This is a genomic window from Catellatospora sichuanensis (assembly GCF_007483665.1).
GTDB classification, from domain to species: domain Bacteria; phylum Actinomycetota; class Actinomycetes; order Mycobacteriales; family Micromonosporaceae; genus Catellatospora; species Catellatospora sichuanensis.
This window is the reverse complement of record NZ_VIQO01000063.1, coordinates 1-6130: the sequence shown is the minus strand read 5'-3', so window position 1 is coordinate 6130 and position 6130 is coordinate 1. Positions and strand designations below refer to the sequence as shown.

6 protein-coding genes and 3 pseudogenes are annotated in these 6130 nt (G+C 64.6%); 7 read left to right on the top strand and 2 right to left on the bottom strand.

Annotated features, from left to right (window positions below; genetic code table 11):
• The first annotated feature begins 105 nt into the window (after positions 1 to 105).
• Together FLL47_RS42415 and FLL47_RS42410 are read left to right on the top strand one after the other, a co-directional pair.
• On the top strand, positions 106 to 726 hold the full coding sequence (locus tag FLL47_RS42415; RefSeq protein ID WP_144128357.1) for a hypothetical protein: 621 nt from the start codon (positions 106 to 108) through the stop codon (positions 724 to 726).
• Positions 723 to 1298, top strand: coding sequence for a hypothetical protein (locus FLL47_RS42410; RefSeq protein WP_144128356.1), 576 nt, complete (start codon positions 723 to 725; stop codon positions 1296 to 1298). Before FLL47_RS42415 ends, FLL47_RS42410 begins: the two co-directional genes overlap by 4 nt.
• 621 nt (positions 1299 to 1919) lie before the next feature.
• On the opposite strand, the pseudogene FLL47_RS42405 reads toward FLL47_RS42410, so the two are convergent.
• Positions 1920 to 2165, bottom strand: a pseudogene (locus tag FLL47_RS42405) (integrase core domain-containing protein); the annotation flags it as partial.
• A 32-nt stretch (positions 2166 to 2197) separates the two neighbouring features.
• Here FLL47_RS42405 and FLL47_RS45335 point away from each other — a divergent pair.
• The 5 genes and pseudogenes from FLL47_RS45335 to FLL47_RS45320 form a co-directional block, all read left to right on the top strand.
• Positions 2198 to 2314 (top strand): annotated as a pseudogene (locus FLL47_RS45335) (IS3 family transposase); the annotation flags it as partial.
• Positions 2315 to 2585: 271 nt separating this feature from the next.
• On the top strand, positions 2586 to 2858 hold the full coding sequence (locus tag FLL47_RS45330; RefSeq protein ID WP_144128354.1) for an IS3 family transposase: 273 nt from the start codon (positions 2586 to 2588) through the stop codon (positions 2856 to 2858).
• A gap of 87 nt (positions 2859 to 2945) precedes the next feature.
• Complete coding sequence (locus FLL47_RS42390) at positions 2946 to 3596, top strand: hypothetical protein (protein WP_144128353.1); 651 nt, start codon at positions 2946 to 2948, stop codon at positions 3594 to 3596.
• Positions 3597 to 4077: 481 nt separating this feature from the next.
• On the top strand, positions 4078 to 4350 hold the full coding sequence (locus FLL47_RS45325) for a transposase (protein WP_144128352.1): 273 nt from the start codon (positions 4078 to 4080) through the stop codon (positions 4348 to 4350).
• 248 nt (positions 4351 to 4598) lie between these two features.
• Positions 4599 to 4943, top strand: a pseudogene (locus tag FLL47_RS45320) (DDE-type integrase/transposase/recombinase); the annotation flags it as partial.
• Positions 4944 to 4962: 19 nt separating this feature from the next.
• Here the strand turns inward: FLL47_RS45320 and FLL47_RS42375 are convergent.
• Positions 4963 to 6130, bottom strand: a 1168-nt coding sequence (locus FLL47_RS42375) for an IS30 family transposase (RefSeq protein WP_144128350.1), incomplete at its 5' end; no start/stop codon positions are given.

Genomic DNA, 6130 nt, shown 5'->3' with positions numbered 1-6130 from the left:
CGTGCTCACGTTGGCGTCGCACACGAAGAAGAGCAACCCTCCGGGCTGCTCTCAAGATCCCGCTCACCAGCAACGACGCAGGCCTACGCCACATGCTCACAGCGAATGACGCTCAACAGCGCGGCACACCAGCTCGACGCAGCGCGGACCTTGCGCTCATGGCCTGCACCGCACGTGCAGGCGCTGGTCTCCGTAGCCAGCGAGCCGTTGGTTCACCTCTTGGTCGAATTTGGCTTGCCCACATACTTCACCGGGGCATGGAACCTCGGCAATTCTCAGGGGTGGCGGCATCCTACTCACGCCGCGAACCGACCGGAGACGCTATTTCTGCAGCGCAGTCTCATTGGCGCCGCGTTGATGGCGGCCGATCAGCGGACCATCCGGATAGGCGAACACGAGGCGATCGTTGCGGACGTATCTGGAACAGATGTAGCGGTCGGGCTACTCGAGCCAGCTCACCGAACGATCGTTACTCAGCTTAAGCGGGCCAGCGTCGTCGATGGCGGGCTGCCTCTCGATGACCGAGAGCTGACTTACCGCGTGTGCGCCGAGCGCATCCCAGGGGTCGACACCGTCGATGACATCCCTGTGGACCGGTACAGCATCACCCTTGGGATGACAACAGTCGAGATCCAAGGTCCAAACGGATCAACGGCAGTAGTTGACGCCGCTGGCCGTGTGGTGCTCCTTGGAAGGGAATGGCGCCGGGGCATGGATAGGTCGTGACCGATCAGGTCTTCGCCAGCGAAGGGCGATGTGCGAGGCGTCTTGTCATCGCGCACGTCCGTGGTTTGCCGAGCGCCGGCCGCTTGAATCATGCGGAAGATACGATCGGCGGTTTTGCGACCTGCATCGCCCGCAATAGATTGCTGGCCATGTCGAAGTTGCACGAGTTCACGCCCGAGCAGGTGGATGCCGCAATCGAATATGTGAGGCGACACGGTGCTGAGGACCGAGGGCAGACACTCTCCTACTCACGTGTCTTCGACGCCGCCGGGCTTCCGTCGCCGCAGAATCTGCATTTCGGTGGGGAGTCCCACCTGGTGACAGAGTTTATGGAGCAGTTTCACCATCGGTGCAGGCAGCAGGACATGCCACCGCTCGATGCGCTCGTGGTTCACGTGGCGGGCCGACGTGAAGGCTTTCCCGGAGGGGGCTATTTCCGTGTGAACGGTCAGGTCGACCCGCTCGCCGAGCGGGCAAAAGCCGATGATCAGGTCTCCGCGACGCGGTTCTGGCAGTCGCAGTTGGAGCAATGTAAGGCGTGGGGCGTCCGGAGCCGGCGCGGCGAGGTCTGACCGACTGCCGAAGGTCCGGTAGGGAGAAGCCAGAGTGGGCGGCGCACCAGCACGCAGGGCACGGTGCGCCGCCCACGGCGACGTCGTCTTCGCCGGAACACTCGTCTAGGCATGAGCGCCGACACGTTCAGCCCTGACTGCTACGACCTCATCGACGCTGTCATCTGCTCGTCGGCACTGGCGCGATCGTGTACGCTGCGCGCAGATGTGCTACCTCACATAGTCGGCGATAGGTCTGCCGACGTCGATTTGGGCATCGGGCAGACCCCAGGAGATCAGCATAATTGCAGGTCAGCTGCCATCGTGATCATGTACTTAGGGTTCATGTAGCCCCGGAGACTCCAGACTTCATCCTGGGAGCTGTTTTTCCTGCTCAACGTCGGTTCGCGGGCCGCGTCTCGGGGTGCGTTTCGGACGGCTCTCTCAATAGGTGGGAAGGGGTGACGCTCCTTCGACCTCATGTGATGTTGCGAGGCTTGTACCAAGGATCGCGGCCTGTGCGAGAACGGCGAAGACCTTGTCGACGGTGTTGGTTCGTCAGGCGTTCTGATTGCCCACCGCTGAACTTGGACGACTTCGCGCAGATTGCGAAAATGAACCGCCCCGAGTCTGGTGGAGTCCTCAGACTGTGACCAGCTCGCGCTGGTCGGGCAGGCGGTGAGCGTAGAACATCGATTCGTACTCGACCGGCGGGAGGTAGCGGGTGGCCGAGTGCAGGCGGTCGTGGTTGTACCAGTCGATCCGTTCGGTGGTGACCAGTTTGGCCTGGGCCAGGGTGCGCCAAGGCCGCCGCGGTTTGATCAGTTCGGTCTTGTAGAGGCCGATCGTGGGCTCCATGAGTGCGTTGTCCGGGCGTCGCCGACGGTGCTGATGGAGGTGTCGATGCCGGCGTCGACCAGATGGGTCGTGAAGCCGGGTCCAAGCGGGTCACCGCGGAGCTGCGCAGACGTGGCCAGCCGGTCAACCGTAAAGAGGTCGAGCGGATCATGCGCCAACGGCGCATCGTCGGGATCACCCGCCGCCGTCGCAAAAGCCTGACCAGGCAGGACCCGACCGTCGCACCCGTGGCCGACCTGCTCGAGCGTGACTTCACGGCCGCCGCGACGGGGCAGCGGTTCGTAGGCGACACCACCTACCTGCCCACCGAGCAGGGCTGGCTCTACCTGGCGACCGTGATCGACCTGGCCCACCGGCGCGGTCTGATCAGCCCCGGCGCGATCTTTCACTCCGATAGGGGGTTCGCAGTACACCTCGGCCCGCTACGCCGCGAAACTGGCCGCGGTCAGGATGCGGCCGTCGATGGGCAGGACCGGAATCTGCTTCGACAACTCCGCCGCGGAGTCGTTCTTCGCGACCCTCAAGGCCGAGATCGGCACCCGCGTCTGGGTCACCCGCCACCAGGCACGACAGGCAGTCTTCGAGTACATCGAGATCTACTGCAACCGCCGGCGCCTACACTTCGACGCTTGGCTGCCGCACGCCCCACGAGGCGCGCAGCGCCTACTACCGCCACGAACACGCCCTCGCGGCGTGAGGACCCGGTGTCCACCCCCGGGTTGAAGTCCAGACATTCATCGTGTAGGTGGCGTGTTGCAGATACGCTGATTTTAGATTCAAGACAGTGGATCTATGGTTGCGGAGGCGTACATGGCAGAACCCACCGAGCGAAGCGAGGCATCGCCTCCTCGGGAGAGCCCCTCGAACTTGCGTATAAAGATCGTCGCCTCCTCGGTGGTGGCAGTTATTGGAGTCATCGCTGGTGTGGCTCAGATTTCCGGGTATTCGATCAAGGACCTATGGCCGACGGGTCCCCAACAGCCGTCGCCATCGCCAACCCGCGTCGGGTCACCCGGGGCTTCAGCAACACAGAGCACCCAAACGCCTCCGCATGAGTCGACCGCACCCGCCAGCCCGACTGCCAGCGCGCTTGAGAACACGACCTGGTGTGCAGTTGTAGAGGCACCGCCCACGGCGTCCGCAGGATTCAATATCAAGGTCACGATCAACTGTGTTCTCAAGCCGGAAGAGCGCCTGTGGTTGTTGACACGCTTCGTCAACCCGCCTTACTACAAAGGAACTACCCACTATGCCGGTGACCCACGCAAGCACCAGACCGTTCGACGGGAACCCGGGACACAGGTGATCCCGGTTAATGTGGGCAAAATCGAAGGGCTGCGATGCTTCGGCGTCACAATCGTCACCATCGACCTCACGCCCGACCAGGAGTACCGAATGAATCCGCCTGGACGGATGGTTTCGAAATTCGACGACGCGTGTACGACATACTCGACTGGATGACGCCTCACCTGGCAGCCGCCGCGGTTGTTTCGCAACGGATCTTCTCGGCACGGCCTTCGCTCTTGACGATGCGAAAGGGTTCTAGTCAAGTTCCGTACCGAGTCGCACGTCGCACCGTAATCTGGCAGGGCGGCACTCCCGTAGCCGCCGCCCAGCCATATTGATCACGCCAATAGCAGCTTACCGGCAATTGGGATCATGTACTTAGGTTCATGTAGCCCCGGAGACTCCGGCCTTCATGCCGAAGCTGGTCGTACTGGTCAGGGGCCCTCCGGGAATCCGTTTCGGAGTGCGTCTCGGCTGGCTTTCTCGAAGTGGACAACCCTCGTGGCCTTCGGACACGAACGGGTGACGAGCGTCCGAGCGGACATCGTTGACGATTAACGCTGCGGAGCGTCTTAACTGCTGATGTCGGGTCTGCTGCACGGATAGGTGACATCGGAGATGGCTTGCCCTTCGGGCGGGCTGGAAGGATGTCGCTGTGCCCAAGCCCTACCCCCGTGAGTTCCGCGACGACGTCGTGCGGGTCGCCCAGGCCCGTGATGCCGGCGTGACGGTCGAGCAGATCGCCAAGGACTTCGGTGTCCACCCGATGACGTTGTTCAAGTGGCTGCGTGCAGCTGACGTCGACGCCGGTGCCAAACCCGGCGTGAGCAGCAGCGAGTCGGCCGAGCTACGCCAGGCTCGCAAGCGGATCAAGCTGTTGGAGCAGGAGAACGAGGTCCTTCGCCGGGCCGCGGCATACCTGTCGTAGGCGCATCTACCGGGAAAAGGATCTACCCGCTCGTGACAAATCTGGCCGCCGACGGGATCCCCGTCGCGGTGACGTGCCGGGTTTTGAAGATCGCCCGCCAGCACTACTACCGGTGGCTTGCCCGACCAGTCACCGACGCCGAGCTGGCGCTGGCGTGGCGTGCCAACGCGCTGTTCGACGCCCACCGCGACGACCCGGAGTTCGGCTACCGGTTCCTGGCCGACGAGGCCGCCGCGGCCGGGCAGCGGATGGCCGACCGGACCGCGTGGAAGATCTGCTCCGGCCACAGCTGGTGGAGCGCCTTCGCCAGGAAGCGGCGCGGCAAGGGCCGCAAGGTCGGGCCGCCGGTGCACGACGACCTGGTCCGGCGGGACTTCACGGCCAACAGGCCGAACCGGCTGTGGCTGGCCGACATAACCGAACACCGCACCGGCGAGGGCAAGCTGTACCTGTGCGCGGTCAAGGACGTCTGGTCCAACCGGATCGTCGGCTACTCCATCGACTCCCGGATGAAGTCCCGCCTGGCCGTCGCCGCGCTGCACAACGCCACCGCCCGCCGCGACGGCGTGGCCGGGTGCGTCGTGCACACCGATCGCGGATCTCAGGACGGATTCAACCGGTCGTCGCAACACCGGGTTGTTGCAGGGAGTTTAGCCGTTCTTCGAAGGCTTCGGCGGGGGTGTGCCACCCGAGAGTCTTGCGCGGCCGGGTGTTTAGAGTGTGGGCTATCGCGGCGAGGTCGTCGGCGTCCCAGCGGGACAGGTCGGTGCCTTTGGGGAAGTACTGGCGGAGCAGGCCGTTGGTGTTTTCATTCGTTCCGCGCTGCCAGGGACTCTTCGGATCAGCGAAGAAGACCGCCGTACCAGTGGCGGTGGTGAACCGGACGTGGTCGGACATCTCCTTGCCTCTGTCCCACGTGATCGAACGGCGCAGCTGCCCGGGGATCGCCCCGATCGTCTTGACCAGGGCGTTGGTCATCGTCACAGCGCCGTAGCCGGCGAGGGCCGGTCCGTTCTTCGTGCGGGCGATCGTCCCGTACCCATCCTCGCGGGGCAGGTGGACGAGGACCGTGAACCGGGTGGTGCGTTCGACCAGGGTGCCGATCGCGGAGCGCTGCAGCCCGATGATGAGGTCGCCCTCCCAGTGCCCCGCCACAGCGCGGTCGGCGACGTCTGCGGGGCGTTCGCTGATCAAGGTACTGGGCGTGACGTGGGCCCACGCCTGCCGCTTCGATCGCGCGCGCGGCACCCGCAGCGCACGACCGGTGCGCAGGTGCAAGACCAGTTCACGCGGCAACGCGCCGCGAGACTCCACGTAGAGCGCCTGATAGATCGCCTCGTGACTGATGCGCATCGACCCGTCATAGGGGAAGTCGAGCGCCAGGTGCCTGGATATCTGCTCCGGACTCCAGGCCAGGACCCAGGCCCGGTCACCGCGATGGGGCTTGTTCCGACCCAGCCACCGCGGCTGGTCAGGTCCCGCGACCGGATTACCGTCCGCGTCGCGGACAACACCCGACAGCTTGTCCTGCACGTACTCACGAAGCCGCTGATTGGCGACGAGCTTGGCGACCTTCGGACGCCGCGCCACCAGCTCGGCCTTCCACTGCGCGACACTGGCCCGGTAGTCCAGCCTCCCGGCACGCGTGGCCGCGTTGCGGCGCAGCTCACGCGAGACCGTCGACGGATCCCGCCCCACAGCCCGGGCGATCTCCCGCACCCCGCGCCCCTGCACCCTCAGCAGCGCGATCTCCTCACGTTCCTCGAACGACAGATACCGC